Below are 21,396 nucleotides of genomic sequence, written 5' to 3' on the forward strand. Positions count from 1 at the left end.
ACATTGAACGATCTATCCGAGAAGGAAACCGTCGAAGCCATCCGTAACTGGTGGCAGGAGAACGGCAAATTCATCATCGCCGGCATCGTGCTCGGCGTGGGCGGCCTGGTCGGCTGGAATCAGTGGCAGGCTCACGAGGCCGAGGAGGCGGAGTCCGCCTCCTCGGTGTTCGAGAAGCTGGTCGCCGCGGTGGAGAACGGCAGCGAGTACGACGCGAAGGCCCATGCGGCCACGCTCGCCGAGCAGTATGCCTCCACGCCCTACGCGCTGCAGGCGCACCTCGCCATGGCCAAGTTCTACATGGACCAGGGGGAGACCGAACAGGCCGCCGCCGAGCTGCGTGCCCTCGTGCAGGACGGCGAGCCGCCCGTCAGCCTGATCGCCCGCCACCGCCTTGCGCGCGTGCTGCTCTACCAGGACAAGCCGGAGGAGGCGCTCGCTGTGCTCGACGTCCCGGATGCAGGGGCGTTCCGGCCCCGCTTCCTCGAACTCCGCGGAGACGCGCAGTTTGCGCTCGGGCGGACCGGGGAGGCTCGGGAGTCCTGGACGGCGGCGATCGCCGAGCCGGGTGACCCGCCGCTGATCGACATGCGGCTCGTGCAGATGAAGCTGGACGAGCTGGGTGCGCCCGCGGTGGCCGAGGCCGGTACCGGGACGCCGGAGGGAGGCGCACCGTGAGGGCTGCGCCCGCGCCCCATTCGGACGGACGCCTGGCGACACGCGTATCGACGATAGCGGCCGCTCTGCTGCTCGGCGGCTGCGGCATATTCGGCGGCGGCGACGAGGCCGTCGCACCGCCCGCGGAACTGGTGGATTTCCGTTCCACGCTGGACGTGCGCCGGGTGCTCTCCACCGGTCTCGGCGGCGGCGCAGAAGATCTGCGGCTGGCGCTCGCGCCGGCCGGCGACGGCACGCGGGTCTTCGCCGCCAGCCGCGACGGCCGGGTGCACGCCTTCGAGGGCGAGAGCTCGGATCGGCTGTGGGAGACCCGGCTCGAGGTCCAGCTCTCCGCCGGGCCCGGCGTCGGCGACGGACGGGTGGTGGTCGCCGGCAGCGACGGCGACGTCATCGCTCTGGCGGCCGGCGACGGCCGGGAGCTCTGGCGCGTGCGCATCGCCGGCGAGGTACTCGCCCGCCCGGCCGTGGGCGGCAACCGGGTCGTCCTGCGCACCGCCGACGGGCGGCTGCTCGCGCTGGCCGGGGACGACGGCAGTCAGCTCTGGCAGCTCGAGCAGAGCGTGCCCCCGCTGACCCTGCGCGGCACCTCCGCGCCGGTGCTGGTGGCCGACGCCGTCGTCTGCGGGTTCGACAACGGCCGCCTGCTGGCGGCCTCCCTGCTGGACGGCGAGGTGCTGTGGGAGCAGACCATCACGCCGCCCCAGGGCAGCACCGATCTGGATCGGCTGGTGGACATCGACGGCGCGGTCGCGGCCATCGGTCAGGACATCTACGTGGCCGGCTACCAGGGCCGGGTGGCGGCGCTGGCACTCGAGTCCGGCTCCGCCCTGTGGTCACGCGAGCTGTCGAGCTACTCCGGCCTCGGCGTGGACTTCACCAGCGTCTACCTGGTGACCGACGAGAGCGAGGTGGTGGCCCTGTCGCGCGCCAACGGCACCGAGTACTGGCGCCAGGACGCGCTGCTGCGCCGCGGGCTGTCCACGCCGGCGGCCATGACCGGCTCGGTCGTGGTGGGGGATTTCGAGGGCTATCTCCACTGGCTGGACGCGCGCTCCGGCGAGATGCAGGCCCGCGAGCGGGTGGACAACTCCCGCATCAGCGGCGATCTCTACGTCCAGAACGGCCGCATCTACGCCCAGACGGAGAGCGGCCGCCTGGTCGGCTTCGCGCTGCCGGACGGCGGCGGGGAGTAAGAGGCTGCCGCCGGCCCGGGTAACGCCAGGGACGCCGGTATCACATCATGCTGCCCGTCATCGCACTCGTCGGACGCCCCAACGTCGGCAAATCCACGCTGTTCAACCGGCTGACCAAGTCCCGTGACGCGCTGGTGGCCGACTTCCCGGGACTCACCCGGGACCGCCAGTACGGCTTCGGCAAACTCGGCCCCGTGCCCTACATCGTCATCGACACCGGCGGCCTGGCCGGTGCCCGCGAGGGCATCGACGAGCTCATGGAGCAGCAGACCCTGAAGGCGCTGGAAGAGGCGGACCGGGTCGTCTTCCTGGTGGATGCCCGCGAGGGCCTCACCGCCGCCGACGAGCACGTGGCGGACCTGGTGCGCCGTCGCGACGTGCCGGTGACCATCGCCGTGAACAAGGGCGAGGGGCTCGCCAGCGACCTGGCGGCGAGCGAGTTCCATGCGCTGGGGCTCGGCGATCCCGTCGTGATCTCGGCGGCCCACGGCGACCGGGTGTCGGCCATGATGGATGCCATCCTGGCCGGCTTCGAGCCCGAGATGGGGCCGGCCGAGGCGCCGGGCGACAGCGTCGCCGTCGCGGTGATCGGCCGGCCAAACGTGGGCAAGTCCACGCTGATCAACCGGCTGCTGGGCGAGGAGCGCCTGGTTACCTTCGACCAGCCGGGCACCACCCGTGACAGTGTGCGCGTGCCCTTCAGCCGCGGCGGCAGAGACTACACGCTCATCGACACCGCGGGTGTGCGGCGCCGCGCCCGCGTGCACGAGTCCATCGAGAAATTCAGCATCGTCAAGGCACTGCAGGCCATGGAAGAGGCGGCCGTGGTCATTGCCGTGGTGGACGCCCGCGAGGGCATCACCGAGCAGGACGTCTCCCTCATGGGGCTGGCGGTGGAGCGCGGGCGTGCCATTATCGTCGCCATCAACAAGTGGGACGGTCTCGCCGGCGACCGGCGTCGCCAGATCCGCGACGAACTCGACCGGCGGCTGCCCTTCATGGATTTCGCGCCACGTTACTTCATCTCGGCGCTGCACGGCACCGGCGTGGGCGACCTCATGGCGAGCGTCGATGCCGTCTACGCCGCGGCCTGGCGCGACCTGCCGACACCGGATCTCACCCGGGCGCTGCAATCCGCGGTGGAGGCCCATCCGCCGCCGCTGGTCAGGGGCCGGCGTGTCCGGCTGCGTTTCGCCCACCAGGGAGGGCGCAATCCGCCCGTGATCGTCATCCACGGCAACCAGACCGAGCGGCTGCCGGGCAGCTACAAGCGCTACCTGATCAACCACTTCCGCCAGACCTTCGGCCTGGACGGGACCCCCATACGGCTCAGTCTGCGCACCGGCGACAACCCGTACAAGGGCCGCCGCAACAAACTCACGCCGCGACAGCAGCGGCACCGCAAGCGCCTGATCAAGCATGTCAAGCGCTGACCTGACTGAAGGGAACGACACCAACCGGAAGAAGGACTCCGCCATGAAGATACTGCAGGACATACTCGAGGCGCGTAACGGCGGCGCCGTGAAGCAGCTGGCCGCGCAATTCGGCCTGGACGACGCGGAGGCCGGCGCGGCGGTGGCGAAACTGCTGCCCGCACTGACCGCGGGCCTGAAGAAGAACGCGGCGGCGCCGGGTGGCGCGGAAGCCCTGCTGGCGGCCCTGCAGAACGGCTCCCATCGCCGCTATATCGAGGACCCCGCCCGGCTCGCCAGCGAAGAGACCGTGCGCGACGGGAAAGGCATCCTCGGCCATCTGCTCGGCAGCAAGGACGTGAGCCGGCGGGTGGCGGCGGAGGCCGCGCAGGAGACTGGCATCGACGTCGGCAAGCTGAAGCAGATGCTGCCGCTGGTCGCTGCGATGGCGATGGGCTCGCTGAGCAAGGAAAGCGCCGAAGGCAGCGCTCTGCGGGAAGAGCAGGGCGGCGGTGCCGGCGGACTCGGCGGGCTGCTGTCCGGCATGCTGGACGGCGACCGCGACGGTTCGGTGACCGACGACCTCTTCGGCATGGCGAAGAAGTTCCTGCGCTGACGCCGCCGCGGGGACGCACGGTAGCAAGCGCTGCCGTCACCCCGCACAATGTAGGCCTGATGGACGCACCGAAACAGGAACCGAGGCCGAGCGCCAGGAAGATCCACTGCATCGAGGGCGAGTTCCCCATGCGCCGTGGCGGCGTGCTGGTGGACCCGCAGATCGCCTACGAGACCTGGGGCAGGCTGAATGCCGCCCGCGACAACGCGGTGCTGATCTTCACCGGTTTGTCGCCCTCGGCTCATGCGACGTCTTCCCGTGAGGACCCCGCGCCGGGCTGGTGGGAAGAGATGGTCGGGCCGGACCGGCCGGTGGACACCGAGCGCTACTTCGTCGTCTGCGTGAACTCGCTGGGCAGCTGCTACGGCTCCACCGGTGCGGCCTCCGTCGACCCGACCACCGGCGAGCCCTACCGGCTGAACTTCCCGGTGCTGAGCCTGGAGGACGTCGCCCGCGGCGGCCATGCCGTGGTCGAGCACCTCGGCATCGAGCGGCTGCACACGGTGATCGGGTGCAGCATGGGGGGCATGACGGCGCTCGCCTACTGCCTCCAGTACCCGGGCAGGGCGCGCCACATGGTCTCCATCTCGTCCTGCGACCGAGCGTTGCCGTTCTCCATCGCCCTGCGCTCGTTGCAGCGGGAAATGATCCGCAAGGACCCGGACTGGAACGAGGGCAACTACGAACTGGGCAGGGGCCCGATCACCGGCATGCAACTCGCCCGCAAGCTCGGCATGATCACCTACCGCTCGGCGAAGGAGTGGGAGCAGCGCTTCGGCCGCGAGCGGGTGTCGGAGGAGCATCTGTCCGGCGACCCCTTCTGCATCGACTTCTCCGTGGAGTCGTACCTGGAGAACCACGCCCGCAAGTTCACCGGCCAGTTCGACGCCAACTGCTATCTGTACCTCTCCCGGGCCAGCGACCTGTTCGACCTGGGCGACCACGGCGGCTCCCGCCAGGTCGCGTTCTCGCGCATCGACATCGAGCGGGCGATGGTGATCGGCGTGGAGACCGACTTCCTGTTCCCCATCCGCCAGCAGGAAGAGCTGGCCGACGGCCTGCGCAAGCCGGGCCGGGACGTGGAATTCGTGCGGCTGCATTCCCTGCAGGGCCACGACTCGTTCCTGGTGGACATGGATTCCTTCCGGCCGGTGATCTGCCGCTTCTTCGAGACCTGCAGCTAACCCCCGTAGGAGGGCCTTCAGGCCCGACCCGGCTTTCTGCTGGCGTAGGCCCGTCATCGACTGGGGTGGACTGCTGGGGACGCTCATGTGGGAGGGCCTTTAGGCCCGATCAATCGCGGCTGAAGCCGCTCCTAACATTGTCCATTGGCTCCAGTCGGCCCGGACGACCCCATCAGTCCACCCCAGCCGCTGACGGGCCCGTAACCGAAAGGAATGGCACGAGTCAGCAAGCGCTCCTGACTGGCGCTTCCTTGACGTCACCGCGAGCACGGCCGTCATGCGGGGGTATCCATCGCCGCGACCTTTTGTCGGGAGCAAGATGGATACCCCCGCAGGGCGGCCATAAAAGAACGGGGATCTGGCAGGGCCGGGTCGGGCCTGAAGGCCCTCCTACGTGCCGTTGGCGGTGGGCGGGAGGAACAGGGCCGGGTCTACCGCGGTGGCGTTCAGGTACACGCCCCAGTGCAGGTGCGGGCCGGTCACCCGGCCGGTCGCGCCGACGGTGCCGAGCCGTGCGCCTGCGTCCAGGTCCTGCCCTTCCGCGACGTCGATGCGCTCGAGGTGGCAGTAGAGGGTGACGAGGCCCTGGCCGTGATCGACGATGACCGTGTTGCCGTTGAAGAAATAGTCGCCGGTGGCGACCACCCGGCCGGGGAGCGGGTTCTCGATCGGCGTGCCCGTGGGTGCCGCGATGTCCATGCCCTTGTGGGGCGAGCGGGGCTGGTCGTTGAAGAAGCGGCGCAGGCCGAAGCTGGAGCTGCGCCGGCCCGGCACCGGGGCCTCGAAGCCGAGTTCCGGCACTCGTGTCTCGCTGAAGCGGCCGAGGGCCGCGTCGATGATCCCGCGTTCGCGGCCGATGCGCTCGAGGTCCGCCGGATCGGGCGTCACGTGGCGGCGGTTCGGCACCGTCAGGTGCTGTGTGGCGTAGTCCGCCTCGCCGATCTCGAAAGGCACCTCGGTGCGTTCGCCGTCCGCCGTCTCGACCGACAGGGTCGCCGTGCCCGGCTCCCGGTCCAGCGGGATGCCGGCCACCGCCACCCAACGCCCGTCCTGCCGGCGCAGCATGACCCGGTGCTCGCCGAGGAAGGCCCGGGCGGGAGGAGAGGCCGTGTCCGGCAGGGTCACGGCCGCGATACCGCCCGGCCGGGGCGCGTGGGGCAGGGCCGTGCCGTCGGCCTGCGCGGCCTGCGCGGCCTGGGGCACGGCGGCAGCCAGGCCGGTCACGAGTGCGGTCACGAGCGGGGTCACGATCGCGGTCACGATCGCGGTCACGATAACGACGGCCCGCGGGCCCGTGATCGCGTGTCGAATCCTCTGCAGTCTCATTCCTCGTCCTCCGGGACCTCGGCGGATTGCACGGTGGCGGCGAGCGCGCCGCGGGCGAGGCGGGCACGGATCCGCGTGCCGGGCTCGACTCCGGCGGCGTCTCGCAGGACGGTACCGTCCGGCTCGGCCGTGACGATGGCGTAGCCGCGTTCCAGGGTGGCGAGCGGACTGACGGTGTTCAGCGCCCGGGCGTCGCCGGCAAGACGGGTTCGCAGGGCCTGCAGGCGCTCGGGCATGGTCCGGCGCAGCGCTCGGTCCGCGAGGGTCCAGCGGCCGTGCAGTTCCTTCAGCCGGCCCCCCGGTGAGGCGGCGAGAAGGCGCGCCTCCAGGCGCTCGAGACGGTGCCCCGCCGCGGTCAGCAGCGCGCTGCGGGCGGAGGTCATGCGACGCGACAGCGAGTCCAGGCGTTCCTGCTGGTGGCGAAGCCGGCGCGCCGGGCTCGCCAGCGTCAGGCGGCGCGCCAGACGGTCCAGGGTCTGGCCGCGGTCTTCCAGCCTGCGGTCGAGGCCCGTGGCGAGCCGCCGGCCGGCCTGCTCCAGCCGCGCGGACCATTCACGCCAGTCCGGCACCACCAGTTCCGCCGCGCCCGAAGGCGTGGGCGCGCGCAGGTCCGCGGCGAAGTCCGCGATGGTGAAGTCGATCTCGTGGCCCACGCCCGCGACCACCGGCACGGGGCTGGCGCGCACCGCGCGGGCCACCGCCTCCTCGTTGAACGACCACAGGTCCTCCAGCGAGCCGCCGCCCCGGGCGAGGATGAGCACGTCGCACTCGGCGCGCCGCCCCGCCGTCTCCAGCGCGGCCACGATCTCCGCCGCTGCGGCGTCGCCCTGCACGGCGGTGGGATAGACGATGACCGGCACCGCCGGGAAGCGCCGCGCCAGCACGTGCAGGATGTCGCGGACGGCCGCGCCGGTGGGCGAGGTGACGATGCCGATCCGCCGCGGCAGGCGCGGTATGGGCCGCTTCAGCGCCTCGTCGAACAGCCCCTCCGCGGTGAGCTTCTTCTTCAGCGCGTCGAAGCGCCGTCGAAGCTCTCCCTCGCCGGCTTCTTCCATCTGCTCGACGATCATCTGGTAGTCGCCCCGGGGCTCGTACAGGCTCACCCGGCCGCGCACCAGCACCTGTTGTCCGTTCTCCGGGCGGAAAGCCAGGCCGCGCTGACGCTGGCGGAAGAAGGCGCAGCGGATCTGCGCGCCGTCGTCCTTCAGGCTGAAATAGACGTGTCCGGAGGCCGGCCGGGCCAGATTGGAGATCTCGCCCTCCACCCACAGGCGGGGCAGCTCGGTCTCCAGCAGCGTTCGCACGTCCCGGTTGAGCTCGGAGACGGTGAGCGGGCGTTCCCGGCCGGCGCCGGGGAGAGGGGCATCCACGGGTTCCATGGCGCGACAGTATAGGGCACCGGTGAAAGCCCGGGCGTGGCCGGGCATCCGGTTTACCGGCCGAGCGCCGAGGAATACAATAGTCGGTTTAACCCCACCCGCCAGGCAGAACCCCATGCGCATAGCGAAGGAAGCGCTCACTTTCGACGACGTCCTCCTGCAGCCGGATTATTCCGAGGTGCTGCCGAGGCAGGTCAGCCTGGCCACCCGGCTGACCCGGGAGATCCCGATAAACATTCCGCTGACCTCGGCGGCCATGGACACGGTCACCGAGGGACGCCTCGCGATCACCATCGCCCAGGAAGGCGGCATCGGCATCATCCACAAGAACATGACGGCGGAGGAGCAGGCCCGCCAGGTGGTGCTGGTCAAGAAATACGAGAGCGGCGTCATCTCCGACCCCATCACCGTATCGCCGGATCTCACCATCCGTGAGGTGATGGAGCTCACCCGGTCGAAGAACATCTCCGGCGTGCCGGTGGTGGACGGCGACGAGACCGTGGGCATCGTCACCAATCGGGACCTGCGCTTCGAGACGAAGCTGGACGCCGCCGTCTCCTCGGTGATGACGCCGAAGGACAAGCTGGTCACCGTGCGCGAGGGTGCCGGCAAGGAGGAGGTTCTGTCCCTGCTGCACAAGCACCGCATCGAGAAGGTGCTGGTGGTGGACGACGACTTCCGCCTGCGCGGCATGATCACCGCCAAGGACTTCCAGAAAGCCACCGACTTCCCGCTGGCCTGCAAGGACGAGCGCGGCGCGCTGCGCGTCGGCGCCGCGGTGGGCACGGGCGCGGACACCGAGGAACGCGTGGAGCTGCTGGTGAAGAGCGGCGTGGACGTGATCGTCGTCGACACCTCGCACGGCTTCTCCCGGGGCGTGCTCGACCGCGTCTCCTGGATCAAGCAGCATTATCCGGACACCCAGGTCATCGGCGGTAACGTCGTCACGGCTGAGGCCGCGCTGGCGCTGGTGGAAGCCGGCGCCGACGCCGTGAAGGTGGGCATCGGCCCGGGCTCCATCTGCACCACGCGGGTGGTGGCGGGCGTCGGCGTGCCGCAGATCTCCGCCGTGGCCGAAGTGGCCAATGCGCTCGCGCCGAGCGGGGTACCGCTCATCGCCGACGGCGGCATCCGCTATTCCGGCGACATCGCCAAGGCGCTGGTGGCCGGCGGCTACTGCGTGATGATCGGCGGGCTGTTCGCCGGCACCGAGGAGTCGCCGGGCGAGGTGGAGCTCTACCAGGGCCGCTCCTACAAGTCCTACCGGGGCATGGGCTCCATCGCGGCGATGGCGAAGGGCTCGAAGGACCGCTACTTCCAGGACGCCACCGAGGAACTGGAGAAGCTGGTGCCGGAAGGCATCGAGGGCCGGGTGCCGTACAAGGGCAGCATCGTCGCCATCGTCCACCAGCTGATGGGCGGCGTGCGCGCGGCCATGGGCTACACCGGCTGCAGCTCCATCGACGAGATGCGCACCAAGCCCCAGTTCGTACGCATCACCGGCGCGGGCATGCGCGAGAGCCACGTCCACGACGTCGCGATCACGAAGGAAGCCCCGAACTACCGCACCGAGTGAGCCGCCGATGTCACGGGACATCCATGCGCACCGCATCCTGATCGTCGACTTCGGCTCCCAGTACACCCAGCTGATCGCCCGGCGCGTGCGTGAGGCGGGCGTCTACTGCGAGATCCACCCCTGGGACACGGACGAGGGCGAGATCCGCGATTACGGCGCCAGCGGCGTCATCCTCTCCGGCGGCCCCGAGTCCGTGAACCTGGACGACCCGCCGCGGGCGCACGAGGCGTTGTTCGATCTCGGTGTGCCGGTGCTCGGCATCTGCTACGGCATGCAGGCCATGGCGGCCCAGCTGGGCGGCCGGGTGGAGGCCTCGGCCCAGCGGGAGTTCGGCTACGCCGAGATCCGGCCCGGCCGGTCGGAACTGCTGGCAGGACTCGCCGACGAGCACACCGCCGACGGCACGGCGGTGCTGAAGGTCTGGATGAGCCACGGCGACCGGGTCGAGGCGCTCCCGCCCGGCTTCGCTGCCGCGGCGTCCAGCGACAACTCGCCGCTGGCCGCCATGGAAGACCCCGAACGCCACTTCTACGGCCTGCAGTTCCACCCGGAGGTGACCCATACCCTGCAGGGCGAGCAGATCGTCTTCCGCTTCGTGCGCGACATCTGCGGCTGCCCGGGCGACTGGACGCCGGGCAACATCGTCGCCGACGCCATAGCCGCCGTGCGCGAGCAGGTGGGCGACGGCCGGGTGCTGCTGGGGCTCTCCGGCGGCGTGGACTCCTCGGTGGTGGCCGCGCTCCTGCACGAGGCCATCGGCGACCAGCTCGTCTGCGTATTCGTCGACCACGGCCTGCTGCGCCTGAACGAGGGCGACCAGGTCATGGACACGTTCGGCCGTCACCTCGGCGTGAACGTGATCCGCGTGAATGCCGCCGAGCGCTTCTTCGCGGCGCTGGAAGGCGTTGCGGATCCGGAGGAGAAGCGCAAGATCATCGGCCGCGAGTTCATCGCCGTCTTCGACGAGCAGGCCCGCGAGCTCGCGGGCATCGACTGGCTGGCCCAGGGTACGATCTACCCGGACGTGATCGAATCCGCCGGCGCGAAGACCGGCAAGGCCCACGTCATCAAGTCCCACCACAACGTGGGCGGCCTGCCCGAGAAGATGAACCTGAAGCTCGTGGAGCCGCTGCGTGAGCTGTTCAAGGACGAGGTGCGGCGCATCGGCGTGGAACTCGGCCTGCCGCGGGAGATGGTCTACCGCCACCCCTTCCCCGGCCCCGGCCTCGGCGTGCGCATCCTGGGCGAGGTGAAGCGGGAATACGCCGCACTCCTGCAGCGCGCGGACGAGATATTCATCTCCGAGCTGCGCGCCCACGACCTCTACGACAGGACCAGCCAGGCCTTCGCCGTGTTCCTGCCGGTACGCTCCGTCGGCGTCATGGGCGACGGGCGGCGCTACGACTGGGTGATAGCGCTGCGTGCGGTCGAGACCATCGATTTCATGACCGCCCGCTGGGCGCACCTGCCGTATGAGTTCCTGGAACGGGTGTCGCTCAGGATCATCAACGAGGTGGACGGCATCTCCCGGGTCACCTACGACATCTCCGGCAAGCCGCCGGCGACGATCGAGTGGGAGTAGGGCGAGCCGGGGTCGCCGCTAGTCTTCGTCGCGCGGCTCGAGGATCTCCGGCGTGAGGTCGGCTATGGAAGTGCAGGCCGTGAGCGCCATCGACACCTTCATCTCGGCCTGGAAGGTCTTCAGCAGCGCTCGCAGCCCCGCCTCGCCCCGGCCGGCCACCGCCCAGATCCAGGGCCGGCCGATCAGCGCCGCCTTCGCGCCGCTGGCCAGCGCGCGCACCACGTCCTGGCCGTTTCGCACGCCGCTGTCCACCAGTACCTCGGTCCTGTCGCCGGCGGCCTCGACCACCCGCGGCAGCATGTTGATGGTGGAGGAGACGCCGTCGAGCTGACGGCCGCCGTGGTTGGAGACGATCACCGCATCGGCGCCGGCCTCCGCCGCCGCCACCGCGTCCTCCGGACTCAGCACGCCCTTGATCACGATGCGCCCGTCCCAGATGGAGCGCAGCCACTCGATGTCCTTCCACGTGACGGCGGGGTCGAACTGGGAATCCACCCACTCGCGGAAGTCGTCCGGCGTGGATGCCTTCGGCACATACTCGGTCAGATTGCCGAACACGTGCGGTTTGCCGTTCACGCCCACGTCCCAGGCCCAGCGGGGATGCAGCAGGATCTCGCCGAGCTTGCCGCGCAACTTGCCCCACAGCCCGGTGCCGCCGCTGAGCCCGTTGCGCACGTCCCGGTAGCGGGCGCCCACCACGGCCAGGTCCACGGTGAATACCAGCGTCCGGCAACCGGCGGCGCCGGCCCGCTGCACGAGCTCCCTGACGTGGCCCCGGTCGCGCATCATGTAGAGCTGGAACCAGAAGGGACGCCGTGCCGCCTCCGCCACTTCCTCGACGGAGCAGATGCCCACGGTGGAGTGGCAGAAGGGGACGCCGAGGGCGTCGGCCGCGCGCACCGCCTGCACCTCACCGCGGCGCGCCATCATGCCGGCGAGGCCCACCGGCGCGAGCGCCACCGGCATGGTCCACTGCTCGCCCAGCAGTTCGATGCCGGTCTCGATGCGGGAGACGTCCCGCAGCACCCGCTGCTTCACGCCCAGCGCCCGGAAGTCGGCGACATTCTTCGCGAGTGTCACCTCGTCGTAGGCGCCGCCGTCGATGTAGTCGAACAGGAAGCGCGGGAGCCGCTGCTCGGCGAGGCGGCGGTAGTCCTCGGTGGAGGCGGGCGCGAGTCGCAGGGTGCCCATGCTGGTCTCCTGTGGCGGATGTAAGGCGGGACGCAGAGGGCAAACTTAGCCAAAAGCGCTACCATCAACAAGGCAATGGACGAGACGACGGACAGCATCGAGAGAACGGACGAGGCCATGATGCGCCTCGCCATCGCCGAGGCGCGGGAGGCCGAGCGTCTCGGCGAGGTGCCGGTGGGCGCCGTCATCGTGAAGGACGACGAGATCGTCGGCCGGGGACGCAACACGCCCATCGGCTCCTGCGATCCCACGGCCCACGCGGAGATCGGCGCCTTGCGGGAGGCGGCGCATCGGCTGGGCAACTACCGGCTGACCGGCACCACGCTCTATGTGACGCTGGAGCCGTGCATCATGTGCGCGGGCGCCATGCGTCATGCGCGGGTCGAGCGCCTGGTTTTCGGTGCCGCCGATCCCAAGAGCGGCGTGGCCGGCACGGTGGTGGATCTGTGCCGCGGCCCCGGCGCCAACCACGACCTGGAAGTCACGGGCGGCGTGCTGGCGGAGGAGTGCGGTGAGCTGCTGCGGGCGTTCTTCCGGGCCCGCCGGGGAACGGCCAGCGGCGAAGCCGAGACCGCCGGCTAATCGACCGCCGCCGCCTGCGACTCCTCGTCGCTACCGGTCTCGCCGGCGGATGCTTCCTCGCCGTCTTCCTGCGCGAGCACGGTACCGCCCTTGCGCTCCTGCTCACGCTGCTCGCGCTCGGTGAGCCAGCGGAGTATGTCGAGGTAGGTGCGCACGTTCTCCACGTACAGCACCGGCTCCCAGCCCCGGGCGTAGCCGTACATCAGCCGCGAATACCACTTGCGCTGGGCCAGCAGCGGCAGCGTCTCGCTCACGTCGATCCAGGCGTCCGGGTTGCCGCCCTGGATCTCGACGATGCGCCGGGCGTCCATGAGATGGCCGTAGCCCACGTTGTAGGCGGCCAGCGACATCCAGGTGCGGTCCGGTTCCTTGATGGAATCCGGCAGCCGCTGCTTGAGCCGGCGGAGGAAACGCGCCCCGCCGGAGATGCTCGACTCCGGATCCACCCGGTCCTCGATGCCGAGATAGTCCGCCGTCGCTTCGGTCAGCATCATGATGCCGCGCACGCCGGTGGGCGACACGGCGCCGGGCCGCCAGTGGGATTCCTGGTAGCCCATGGCGGCCAGCAGGCGCCAGTCGATGGCGTTCTCGTCGGCCGCCTCCTCGAACATCTCCCGGTAGCGGGGCAGACGCCGCTCGTAGTGGCGCATGAAGGCGCGGGTGCCCACGTAGTCGAACTTGTCCGTGTGGCCGTAGTAGCGCTCCAGGATGCGGGCGAGCCGGCCGCCCTGCTCCGTGCGCCGCAGGTACCGGTTGGCGGCTTCCACCAGGCTGTCGTCGGCGTCGGCCGGGAACGCCCAGGCGATGGGGTCGGCCATCTCGAGATCCAGCGCCACGCGCAGCTCGGGGTGGTAGTTGCGGATGATGTTGAAATCCGTGGAGTCGGCCACCGTGTAGTCGATCTCGTCGGCGGCGACGCTCATGAGCAGATCGGCCACCTCGGCGCTGCGCTCCTCGGTCCAGTTCAGCGCAGGGACTTCCTGCTGCAGCGACTCCAGCGTCTCCACGTGGCTGCTGCCCGCCATCACTGCGATGCGCCCGTCGGTCAGCTCTTCCACGCTGCGGGGTTTGCCGGTGCCGAGGCGGTAGATCAGATGCTGCGTCACCTCGTGATACGGGATGCTGAACTGCACCTGTTCCTTGCGGGACTCGGTCACCGAGAGCCCCGCGGCTGCCATGTGCGCCTCGCCGGCGGCGATGGTGGGGATGATCTGGTCGAAGCTGTCCACCGCCGTGATCTTCAGCTCCACGCCGAGGCTGTCGGCGAAGCCTTTCACCAGGTCGTACTCCGGCCCGACGGGGCCGTTGACGCCGATGTAGTACGCGGTGGGGCTGTTGCGGGTGACAACGCGCAGCTCGCCGAGTGTCTTCACCTGCTCGAGCTGGGGCGGGAGTTCCTGGCAGGTGCCGAGGAGTGCCGCGATCGCCAGATAGATGAGGATTCTGATGATCATCAATCTCCTTCGTCGCCCGACCGCCATCTTCTGCTTGCTCTTGGCGGCGGCGGACGCATCGCCGTGTCCCCGGCCGTATCTCCATTATAGGCGCCACACGCGGCCGCGGCTTGACAGCCGTCTCACACGTGACCATGATCCGCAGCCCATTCCCGGCAAAGCGGCAACCGGGCGCGGCCTGCCCCGAAAACGTGCAATGGGGCGGTGCGGCACCTAACCTGTTGATATGATTAGGCCGCTGATCCGCATTTCAAGTACGGAGGGGTGCCGGAGTGGTCGAACGGGCCTGACTCGAAATCAGGTGTGCGCGTAAGCGTACCGTGGGTTCGAATCCCACCCCCTCCGCCATCCCCCCTATTCCAAGCAGTTCCATAGTGATCCAAGGAATTGCACTTTTCCCCCAAAAAAATAGGCTAGATTCGCACTTCCTCTTACGAGAACGTCCGAGGAGATCCTGTACAATCAAATCTCCGAGTATGGGTAAGAGGATGGAGAGCATGGCCAGAACACGGAATCGACTCTCAGCGCGGCAGGCGAGCACCCTCACCGAGCCCGGCATGTACGCCGATGGCGGCAACCTGTACCTGCAGGTGAGCCGCTGGGGGACGAAAAGCTGGGTCTTCCGCTACCGCAGGGGCGGCAAGGCGCACGATATGGGCTTGGGATCTGCGGAGGATGTATCCCTGAAACGCGCGCGGGAGAGGGCCCAAGAGTACCGCCTGATGCTGATCGACGGACTGGATCCCCTGGACCAGCGGCGCAAGGGCGAGCTGCGGGCACGGCTGGAAGATGCCCGCTCACTGACGTTCCGAGACTGCGCCGAGCGGTACATCGCCACGAATGAGGCCGGCTGGCGCAACGAGAAGCACGGCAAGCAGTGGCACGCCACGTTGCAGGCGTATGCCTACCCCATCATCGGGGACATTCCAGTAGCAGACGTGGACACCGGGCTAGTCATGCGGGTGCTGGAACCGATCTGGGCCGAGAAGACGGAAACGGCTACACGGGTCCGGGGGAGGATCGAGCGCATTCTGTCGTGGGCGACGGTCCAGCAGTACCGTGAAGGCGACAACCCGGCCCGCTGGCGCGGCCACCTGGATCACCTGCTGCCGAAGCCCGGCAAGGTCAAGAGATCGCGCCACCATGCCGCGCTTCCGTATACCGAGGTCGGGGAGTTCATGGGCGAGCTGCGCGAGCAGGAAGGCAATGCCGCCCGTGCGCTCGAGTTCGCCATCCTGACCGCGGCCCGTACTTCGGAGGTACTGAATGCCACCTGGGCCGAGATCGACCGCAAGCGTAAGCTGTGGACCGTCCCGGCGGAGCGCATGAAAGCCGGCGAGCCGCACACGGTTCCGCTGTGCGATCAGGCGGTGGCGGTGCTGAATTCGATGAGGGACGAGGACGAGCCCGACGGCTACATCTTCCCCGGCGCGAAGGAACGGAAGCCCCTGTCCAATATGGCCATGATTGCTGTGCTGCGGCGTATGGGACGATCCGACATCACGGTACACGGTTTCCGATCCACGTTCCGCGATTGGGCAGCCGAGCAGACCGCCTATCCCGCCGAGGTCGCTGAAATGGCATTGGCGCACATCGTGGGTGACAAGACGCAACAGGCGTATCTCCGTGCCAAGCTGCTGCCGAAGCGCCAGCGGATGATGCGCGATTGGTGCCGCCACTGTGCCAAAGCTGTGACCGCGGCGGTCGTTCCGCTACGACAGGGATCGAAGGGAGGGTGACAACGCTATAAGGCTCACCGAGAGAATGGTGAGCGGTTTCTGGTGATTAAAAGCGTCGGTTTGAAATTAAAAGTGTCGGGAGAAATAGATAACTTCCTTTTATTGCGAACGCGAAGGTTAAAAGTTCGTAATTAGAAGTGTCGGAGAGTGATTGAACGACGGCTATACTGAATAGAGCGGAAATCTGGAGTATCGTTTTCTGGGCGACCGCTATTGACGCGAATCAGAAGCCAGTTCCAGCTGAGTGATGATTTCCGCTTTCGACCCATACCAGCCGGTCACAATTTCACTGAAACTTGTTTAAAAGGATCGAATATGGACTCGGACGATCGTCGACGAGGTGTTCATGGAGTAGTCGTCAGTCTGCTCGATACGGATGACGATTCGATTCGGGTCACACTTGATGATGTCGAAAACGATGGCGGCCAGCCAAGCACTTGGACTCATCGCGTATTCGTTACCAGCAAGTCTTACGACAAAGATTCGATAGAGAATCTCGACCTACCCGAAGACGAATACGCGGCGCTAGGCCACTATGTGCTTGCGCGGCTAAAGGCAATTCGAAACAACTCTTGAGCGGCTGGTTCTGGCCGTTAGCGGAAGTTCGCTGTTTCCCAAACAAGACGCTTGAGCGACCGCTTTCTGGATAATCGGCAATTCGCTCTTCGACGCTGTTTATTACAGATATCGCCAGCTAGAGTGACTATCAATCAATGAGTTGGACGCGTTCTTCCGACAACGTTAATTACCAGAAGCCATACGCGAGCAGCATTCTGCTGCTTTAGGTCAGTTATCCACAGGCCGAAAGCCCAGTTCATTTATTGTTTTTAAATCAGGTACATAACGCGTCAATTTGTAGGGAAATCCTGTCAAATGCCGACTTTGTCTCAGGATCGGGCCTTTTGGAAGCAAATCTCCGGAAAATCCTCCTATGAGAGACGCGATAAACCGAGGATTTTCCCCCTACGCTCAGGTATCGGAAGCTCGCACAGCTGCAGGCCGATCTAAGTTCAGGCCAGCCCTATGGCGATCGGCTATTTCGATTTCATTCAGAAAATCAGTCAGTTGTCGGCTGCGGCGAGCATCGGCCAGGGGATAGAACGAACCATAAAGCATCGATTCCTCAGAGCGGGATCAGGTCCGAGGATTCGCGGATTCAGCTTTGGAGTACCAATCGGCATGGCGGCGGCCTCATCCCCGCTGAAAGCGTGCACGCCTAGAGCGAGACTACTGCGATTTCTGACTCCAGAGGTAAAGCCACGAAAGACCGCAGACGATCAGAATCGCAATCCACTCAGCCACGAGCAGACTGACGTCGATGCTGCCAGCCAGACGGCCCGAGTATTCCGGGGGGCTAAATATAAGGCCCCACCCCAGTGCTATTTCGGTGTTGTTGTAAGTAACCGAATACGGAGGGAAAATCCAAGTCAATAGAACGAGGCATGCTGCCGCGAGCAAGGAGTGACGGGGCTCAGCCTTTCGCAATGCCGCGAACACCATGGTTGAGATACGACGCGGCAGAGCTTCTTGGTTTGACGCCGACCGCGTAGTCGCACTGTCAGGAGATGTTGGCACCAAATGCATCGCACGCGCGGCGAGCAGACGGCCAACAACCACTCCAAGAGCTAGCGGTAGCCAGAGATCCACAATCGGTGCCCACGGCGAGGAAGGTTCGCTCAGTGGTGTCAGTGAGATAGTGATCTGCCAAGCGGTCAGGAGCATCCACAGCAACAAGAACACGACGACAGCTGTGAACGCTGGCAGCTTCTGATCCCGCCGTCGGAGGATTCCCCAGTAAGCACCGGCGAACGCCAATACAGAAATTGGAAGCGACATACCCAGTGCCGCCGCAAGAAAATTCGTTAGATCGAAAGGAGTATCTGTGGCAAGAGCTTGTGCGTCGTGCACTTCTACGGGGATCCATTCGTCTTCTCCGAATGGATCCGCGAGAGATGGGGAGTCCGAGCGCAGATTGTCGCCGATTAGTGTCATCCTGCGGCGTGAGTAGCGGTAAGGTGCTAGCCCGACCGCTACTTATAGTCTGTAGACGTATAGTCGTCAAGACAGAATTCTTGCGGGCGTGCCACGACGCTCGCCAAAACCGGCTCGACTAATATTCGCATCTAACATGCGAGAGATTCGCTTGCACATGGGTCTGTCGCAGGAGGAATTGGCAGACCGGGCGGGACTGCACAGAACCTATGTGGGCTCCGTCGAAAGAGGCGAACGCAACATCGCCATCGACAATATGGAAAAGGTCGCTGCTGCCCTGAATGTCCCGCTCACGTCACTGCTCGCGTGCGAAAGCACTGGAGTTAGTAGGAGCGAGCCTGACTAAGAGACCAAGTTTGGGGTCCGGCGCTTGGCATGGTGGATCCAGAGAGAAGTGCACGCCTCTACGGTAGAGATAGGTTCGTACTCTCCCCGTCATCCCTCATCCAGCAATACATCACAGAGCGGCGCCAGGAACTCCCGCCACTTTGTTGTGTCCCAGTCCAGTTCATACTTCACCGGGTACGCATCGAATTGTTCACTCCAACGGTGACGAACGAGTTTCCGCTTGTTTTTGACGCTATTGCTGGAATCCAAGGCGCCAATACTATTCTGTAGCCAGATTACGAGTTCGGCTTCGTTGAGTCCCGTCGAGTCTTCGAATTCACTCCTGGGCAGGAATCCGAACCAACCCGCGAGGCCACCATCTCGCGTCGAAATCCCGTATCCGCACCATGACTCAGAGACACCAAGGCGCTTCCCGGATCCAGGAATTAGGTGCCAAAGGCCGCCGAGTACGTCGCGATGCCAGCGAGAACCATGCGGCTCCCACCGTGCCAAATGCGGAGCCAGCGCAGGGAAGTTGGCCAGAGCTCCTTCCATCTTCGCGACGTATAATCGTAGCTCTCTGGTGAGAAATGCTATATAGGACTGTGGCGCTGCGGCTTTCTCCAAGGTCGCTAGCAACGAACTCCAAGATAAGAATTGGCAAGGCAATGCCAGTTGTCCGAAAGCACCGTCTGAGCCCTTGTGTTGCAATGTCTGTTCGATCTCGGCGCGACGAGACTCCGGTCCCAGCACGATCAAGAAGACGGGATAGCTTGAAGAACGGCGTACCTTCTTCAGCAGGGCCGCATGCGCGATTAAACTGGGAATGTACTTTTCAGGCTGACCGTCTTGGAATTGAGCCCAGATTTTGGCTTCTATGCCAATAAGAGCTTCGTCAGTCTCGACAAGTAGATCAAGTCGCCCATCCGAGTTGGCAGCGTTGTTGGGGCTTGACGTTGAAAACTCGCATTCGGAGGCGAAATGCGTCGATGACCCTATCGGACCAAACATGCTGCTGAGCAGCCCCAAGAAAGCACTCCGAAGTTCTCCTGATTCTGCTAGGAGATAGCGGAGTGCGGAGGATGCGAGATTTTCCTTGCGCTGACCCTCGACTTCGGTAAAAAGATTGGTCACCTCTTGACGCCTCCGTTTGGGAGAGATCCCGATTTTTGGGCAGCTAAGACTGAGATGGTCTCTAAGATACCTGAAGAACCCAGGTCTGTAGCGCGCGGCGTAGTGCTGAAATGGTCGCGTTGGCGCGAATTCCTCGCTCTTCTCGCAAGATTTGACTCTCATAGCTCCCGCTGCCGAATGGCAGACTGGCATCATGGAGAGGATGTTTATCGGGCGGCCGGAAGTGATCTCGGAGGAGGACGGAGTGGTCACCGCGAGGATTGCTGTCGTCAGCGTAGGGCGGGTCTGCGGCAGGCCTGAGGTGGAGATGGAGGTGACCGTACGGGGCCCGACAGGAGCGAATCTCCGCGACGTCGTCCTCTGCTACCTCGACCCGGAGTGATCGCCGCGCTGCTCTCAGGCGTTGAGCCGTGCAGTTTCACACGCTAACCTCCCCCCGAAAGGCCAGCCAAGGGAAGGGGACAAGGATGGTAGACGGGGACGTTGAGCAACGCCTGTGGGCCGCCGCAGATCAGCTTTGGGCGAACACTGGACTGCGGCCTTCGCAGTTCTCCGTGCCCGTCCTGGGACTGGTCTTCCTGCGGTACGCCGAGAAGACCTACGCTGAGGTTGAGGAGAAGCTTGGGCCGCTCGGCTCAGGGGGAAGGCGCAAGGTCAGCAAGACCGACTACATCGCCGAGGGCGTCATCTTCCTGCCCGAAAAGGCACGCTTCTCCTACCTCCAGTCGCTCCCCGAAGACGCGAATCTCGGCAAAGCTCTGAACGATGCCATGAAGGCCATCGAGGTAGAGAACACGGACTTAAAGGGCGCCCTACCGAAGACCTATACGCAAATAGAAAACTGGGTGCTCGTCGAGCTTTTGAGACTGCTCGCGCCGGTTGATCTGACCGGGGACGCTTTCGGCAAGGTCTACGAGTACTTTCTCGGTAAGTTTGCGATGAAGGAGGGGCAGAAGGGTGGTGTCTTCTACACCCCTGAGTCCATCGTAAAGCTGATCGTGGAGATCATCGAGCCATACCATGGCGAGATCTTGGATCCAGCTTGCGGCTCAGGTGGCATGTTCGTCCATAGCGCGAAGTTCGTGGAGCGGCACAAGAAGGACCCGACCAAAGAGATCAACATCTACGGCGTCGAGAAGGACGCGACCACCGTGAATCTCAACAAGATGAACCTCGCGGTCCACGGCCTGTCGGGCTACGTACGGGTTGCCAACTCCTACTACGAGGACCCTTTCGATCAGGTCGGCAAGTTCGACTTCGTGATGGCTAACCCGCCCTTCAACGTGTCTGGGGTGGATAAAGAGCGGCTTGAGGGGGACCCTCGCTTTCCTTTTGGGATGCCTCGGCCGGACAACGCCAACTACCTTTGGATTCAGCAGTTCTATTCTGCGTTGAACGCCAGGGGCCGAGCCGGTTTCGTGATGGCGAACTCTGCTGGAGACGCAAGGGCGTCTGACCAAACGATACGGCAGAAGCTGATTGAAGCCGGGATCGTCGATGCCATCGTTTCCGTCGGACCAAACATGTTCTACACGGTCACGCTTCCCTGTACGTTGTGGTTTCTTGACCGAGGCAAGGTGGAGACATCGGTCGCCAACACGGTGCTATTCGTCGATGCCCGCCACATCTATCGGCAGGTGGACCGCGCCCACCGCGACTGGACCCCCGCTCAGATAGGCTTTCTCGCCAATCTTGTGCGCCTTTACCGAAATGAGAATCCCGACCTCGCTTACGGCGGAGACGATGCCGAGGCGAAGCTCAAGGAGGTCTTCGGCGAGGCCTTGGCCTACAGTGACTTCCCCGGCTTGTGTAAGGCCGCCACGCTGCAGGAAATCGAGGAGCAGGGTTGGTCGCTCAACCCAGGCCGCTACGTCGGCGTCGCGCCGGGAGAAGATGTGAGCAACGAGGACTTCCGGGAGCAGCTCGAAATGTTGAGCGAAGAATTTGAATTCCTGAGTGCGCAAGCCCGCGAGCTGGAAGAGTCCATAGCCAAAAATGTCGCCGAGATCATGGTGGCGTGATGTCGGTTGC

At 65.8% G+C, this 21,396-nt stretch carries 19 protein-coding genes and 1 tRNA gene; 14 read left to right on the forward strand and 6 right to left on the reverse strand.

Features of this window, described 5'->3' with window-relative positions:
- The first annotated feature begins 3 nt into the window (after positions 1–3).
- From ACJMK0_RS08935 to metX, 5 genes are read left to right on the forward strand one after another with little or no spacing between them, the layout of a single operon-like run.
- Positions 4–678 (forward strand): YfgM family protein, encoded by a 675-nt coding sequence (locus ACJMK0_RS08935; RefSeq protein ID WP_405237514.1) that lies wholly within the window; start codon positions 4–6, stop codon positions 676–678.
- Positions 675–1,871 carry an outer membrane protein assembly factor BamB gene (gene bamB / locus ACJMK0_RS08940; RefSeq protein ID WP_405237516.1) on the forward strand — a complete coding sequence of 399 codons (1,197 nt, stop codon included), beginning with the start codon at positions 675–677 and terminating at the stop codon, positions 1,869–1,871. The genes ACJMK0_RS08935 and bamB overlap by 4 nt, the downstream gene beginning before the upstream one ends.
- A 47-nt stretch (positions 1,872–1,918) precedes the next feature.
- Entirely contained in the window at positions 1,919–3,304 is a 1,386-nt protein-coding gene (der, locus tag ACJMK0_RS08945) for a ribosome biogenesis GTPase Der (RefSeq protein WP_405237517.1), read from the forward strand.
- 43 nt (positions 3,305–3,347) lie between these two features.
- Complete coding sequence (locus tag ACJMK0_RS08950; protein ID WP_405237519.1) at positions 3,348–3,899, forward strand: DUF937 domain-containing protein; 552 nt, start codon at positions 3,348–3,350, stop codon at positions 3,897–3,899.
- A 59-nt stretch (positions 3,900–3,958) separates the two neighbouring features.
- Positions 3,959–5,083, forward strand: coding sequence for a homoserine O-acetyltransferase MetX (metX, locus tag ACJMK0_RS08955; RefSeq protein ID WP_405237521.1), 1,125 nt, complete (start codon positions 3,959–3,961; stop codon positions 5,081–5,083).
- Positions 5,084–5,473: 390 nt separating this feature from the next.
- Here metX and ACJMK0_RS08960 read toward each other — a convergent pair whose 3' ends face one another.
- Complete coding sequence (locus ACJMK0_RS08960; protein ID WP_405237523.1) at positions 5,474–6,409, reverse strand: peptidoglycan DD-metalloendopeptidase family protein; 936 nt, start codon at positions 6,407–6,409, stop codon at positions 5,474–5,476.
- The gene (gene xseA / locus ACJMK0_RS08965; protein WP_405237525.1) at positions 6,406–7,779 is read right to left on the reverse strand and encodes an exodeoxyribonuclease VII large subunit; all 1,374 of its coding nucleotides are present in this window, start codon (positions 7,777–7,779) and stop codon (positions 6,406–6,408) included. The genes ACJMK0_RS08960 and xseA overlap by 4 nt, the downstream gene beginning before the upstream one ends.
- Positions 7,780–7,903: 124 nt before the next feature.
- Here xseA and guaB point away from each other — a divergent pair, with 124 nt between their 5' ends.
- Both guaB and guaA read left to right on the forward strand, forming a co-directional pair.
- Entirely contained in the window at positions 7,904–9,364 is a 1,461-nt protein-coding gene (gene guaB / locus ACJMK0_RS08970) for an IMP dehydrogenase (protein ID WP_405237527.1), read from the forward strand.
- A gap of 7 nt (positions 9,365–9,371) precedes the next feature.
- The gene (guaA, locus tag ACJMK0_RS08975; protein WP_405237529.1) at positions 9,372–10,946 is read left to right on the forward strand and encodes a glutamine-hydrolyzing GMP synthase; all 1,575 of its coding nucleotides are present in this window, start codon (positions 9,372–9,374) and stop codon (positions 10,944–10,946) included.
- Positions 10,947–10,964: 18 nt separating this feature from the next.
- Here guaA and ACJMK0_RS08980 read toward each other — a convergent pair whose 3' ends face one another.
- Positions 10,965–12,137, reverse strand: a complete 1,173-nt coding sequence (locus ACJMK0_RS08980; RefSeq protein WP_405237531.1) for an L-lactate dehydrogenase — start codon at positions 12,135–12,137, stop codon at positions 10,965–10,967.
- A gap of 75 nt (positions 12,138–12,212) precedes the next feature.
- On the opposite strand from ACJMK0_RS08980, the gene tadA reads away from it, so the two are divergent.
- Positions 12,213–12,719, forward strand: coding sequence for a tRNA adenosine(34) deaminase TadA (gene tadA / locus ACJMK0_RS08985; protein ID WP_405237533.1), 507 nt, complete (start codon positions 12,213–12,215; stop codon positions 12,717–12,719).
- Here tadA and mltF read toward each other — a convergent pair.
- A complete protein-coding gene (gene mltF / locus ACJMK0_RS08990) occupies positions 12,716–14,173 on the reverse strand; it encodes a membrane-bound lytic murein transglycosylase MltF (protein WP_405237535.1) in 1,458 nt (485 codons plus the stop codon). The two genes, tadA and mltF, sit on opposite strands and share 4 nt — an antisense overlap.
- A gap of 258 nt (positions 14,174–14,431) precedes the next feature.
- On the opposite strand from mltF, the gene ACJMK0_RS08995 reads away from it, so the two are divergent.
- The 3 genes from ACJMK0_RS08995 (at position 14,432) to ACJMK0_RS09005 (ending at position 16,488) form a co-directional block, all read left to right on the forward strand.
- Positions 14,432–14,521 (forward strand) — tRNA-Ser (locus ACJMK0_RS08995).
- A 149-nt stretch (positions 14,522–14,670) separates the two neighbouring features.
- On the forward strand, positions 14,671–15,912 hold the full coding sequence (locus tag ACJMK0_RS09000; protein WP_405237537.1) for a tyrosine-type recombinase/integrase: 1,242 nt from the start codon (positions 14,671–14,673) through the stop codon (positions 15,910–15,912).
- A gap of 315 nt (positions 15,913–16,227) precedes the next feature.
- Positions 16,228–16,488, forward strand: a complete 261-nt coding sequence (locus tag ACJMK0_RS09005; protein ID WP_405237539.1) for a hypothetical protein — start codon at positions 16,228–16,230, stop codon at positions 16,486–16,488.
- Between the two features lie 651 nt (positions 16,489–17,139).
- On the opposite strand, the gene ACJMK0_RS09010 is transcribed toward ACJMK0_RS09005, so the two are convergent.
- Positions 17,140–17,820, reverse strand: coding sequence for a hypothetical protein (locus ACJMK0_RS09010; RefSeq protein ID WP_405237541.1), 681 nt, complete (start codon positions 17,818–17,820; stop codon positions 17,140–17,142).
- A gap of 220 nt (positions 17,821–18,040) precedes the next feature.
- Here ACJMK0_RS09010 and ACJMK0_RS09015 point away from each other — a divergent pair, with 220 nt between their 5' ends.
- Positions 18,041–18,250: a helix-turn-helix domain-containing protein gene (locus ACJMK0_RS09015; protein ID WP_405237543.1), complete on the forward strand. Its 210-nt coding sequence runs from the start codon at positions 18,041–18,043 to the stop codon at positions 18,248–18,250.
- 89 nt (positions 18,251–18,339) lie between these two features.
- On the opposite strand, the gene ACJMK0_RS09020 is transcribed toward ACJMK0_RS09015, so the two are convergent.
- The gene (locus tag ACJMK0_RS09020; protein WP_405237545.1) at positions 18,340–19,365 is read right to left on the reverse strand and encodes a PD-(D/E)XK nuclease family protein; all 1,026 of its coding nucleotides are present in this window, start codon (positions 19,363–19,365) and stop codon (positions 18,340–18,342) included.
- A gap of 193 nt (positions 19,366–19,558) precedes the next feature.
- Between ACJMK0_RS09020 and ACJMK0_RS09025 the strand changes: the two genes are divergently transcribed.
- Together ACJMK0_RS09025 and ACJMK0_RS09030 are read left to right on the forward strand one after the other, a co-directional pair.
- Entirely contained in the window at positions 19,559–19,747 is a 189-nt protein-coding gene (locus tag ACJMK0_RS09025; RefSeq protein ID WP_405237547.1) for a hypothetical protein, read from the forward strand.
- 85 nt (positions 19,748–19,832) lie between these two features.
- Entirely contained in the window at positions 19,833–21,386 is a 1,554-nt protein-coding gene (locus ACJMK0_RS09030) for a type I restriction-modification system subunit M (RefSeq protein WP_405237549.1), read from the forward strand.
- The last annotated feature ends 10 nt before the right edge of the window (positions 21,387–21,396 follow it).

Source organism: Lentisalinibacter orientalis (genome assembly GCF_040706535.1).
GTDB lineage: Bacteria > Pseudomonadota > Gammaproteobacteria > Steroidobacterales > Woeseiaceae > Lentisalinibacter > Lentisalinibacter orientalis.